We start from the raw sequence: 1640 nt of genomic DNA, 5'->3' as shown, positions 1-1640 counted from the left end.
GCCTGATCATATACCAAAAGAATTTAATGATAGGTCGACCTTATGGAATAAAGTATAAATGGCAGAAAAAAATTCTAATGCACAACTAGCAAGACAATTCATAATAGGACTACCAAAAGAATTATCTTTAAGTGAAAATAAAAACCTAGTCGAAAGATTTATAAAAGAAAATCTAACATCACAAGGAATGATAGTAGATTATGCAATCCATGATGAGAGTCAAGACAAAAATGGGTAATAATCTTATGTAGGTTGAAAGTTTTGCTAGGCTAAGAATAGATTTTTTAAGAAAATTGTTACTTGTCCTAAAGCTTGGTAAGCTTCTAATTCTAATGAAAGTGATGGCAAAATTATGAAAGAAAAACTCATTATTAAAAAATTAAGAGAAGATTGCAGAAATGAAATCTACACAAATAGAGGAATTAACCCAATATTCCAGCTAAATCCAAAATCAAAAATTTTGATAATCGGGCAAGCTCCTGGGGAAAGGGTTGAAGAAACTGGTATTTTATTTAATGATAAGAGTGGGGAAAATCTTGTTAAATGGTTGGGTATATCGGAAGACGTCCTCCATAGTGAAGATTTTTCTATAATTCCAATGGATTTTTATTATCCTGGAAAGGGAAAATCGGGCGACAAGGCTCCTAGATCTTTTATTGCAAAAGAATACCATCCACTATTATTAAATGAATTGAAGGATATAAAGTTAACCATTTTGATAGGAGCCTATGCTCAAAAGTTTTATTTGAAGGATAAATTTAAGAAAAATTTAACTGAAACAGTAAAATCTTACAAAGAATTTTTGCCAGAATATTTCCCAATAGCCCACCCAAGTCCTCTAAACAACAGGTGGATAGCAAAAAATCCTTTTTTTAGAGAGGAGGTCTTGCCTGAGTTAAAGAAAATTGTAAAAAATCTGAGATAAATTTTGTTTGTAAAAATTAATTGTATATCATTTTTTTATGGTAATGGTAATCAACAAGGAGAGAAAATATGAAAAAAATAAGTGCGAATATTTTAGACGGAAAATTTGAGCATTTGGTGGATGAGGATAATTTACAAATAACCCACCTACAAATCAAAAAGGGCGAAGAAATACCAAATCACAAGTCAGATAAAAGTGTAGTAGTTGTAATTTATAAGGGCAAGGTAGATTTTAAGGGAGAGAACGGAAATCAGATAATAATCCCAGGTGATATAATCACAATGGATCCTAATGAAATCCATGCTCTTAAGGCTCTTGAGGATAGTGATTTGATGGTTATAAAAGTGAGAATTTAAGAATATATTTAGCTAAGATAGGCAGGTGGTTATTTTATCAACCTGCCTTTAATTTTTATATATTTAAGCAAAAATTTGGGGCATCATATATGAAAAGAGACTTAGTTTTATTGAAATTACAGAGGTTTTATGTTTTATAAGGTTAATTATCTTATTTTAGAAAGATATCGTGCTCGAAGATTATTTTATGGGGTGTAAGACGTATTATTGTTGGATTTTCCAAAAATGAACCTGGAGTTAATTAATATTTAGGGAAGTTTGTTGCTAAGGGTCTTGTTGGTACCCATATCCATGGTTACGGTGGCAAGTATTTTGTCCACACTCACAACAGAATGAGCGGCCCCTACCTAAAACAATAA

General features: G+C 31.2%; 2 protein-coding genes and 1 pseudogene. All 3 read left to right on the top strand.

Features of this window, described 5'->3' with window-relative positions; translation table 11 throughout:
* A pseudogene (locus HMPREF0072_RS10240) lies at positions 1-235 on the top strand (MobA/MobL family protein); the annotation flags it as partial.
* A 117-nt stretch (positions 236-352) separates the two neighbouring features.
* A complete protein-coding gene (locus HMPREF0072_RS10235; protein ID WP_004830269.1) occupies positions 353-925 on the top strand; it encodes a uracil-DNA glycosylase family protein in 573 nt (190 codons plus the stop codon).
* A gap of 68 nt (positions 926-993) precedes the next feature.
* Positions 994-1281: an AraC family ligand binding domain-containing protein gene (locus HMPREF0072_RS10230; RefSeq protein ID WP_004830268.1), complete on the top strand. Its 288-nt coding sequence runs from the start codon at positions 994-996 to the stop codon at positions 1279-1281.
* Positions 1282-1640 lie beyond the last annotated feature (359 nt).

It is taken from the genome of Anaerococcus lactolyticus ATCC 51172 (genome assembly GCF_000156575.1).
Classification (GTDB): Bacteria; Bacillota; Clostridia; order Tissierellales; family Peptoniphilaceae; genus Anaerococcus; species Anaerococcus lactolyticus.
Note: the sequence above shows the minus strand (reverse complement) of the source record. Positions and strands in the feature narration are given on the sequence as shown.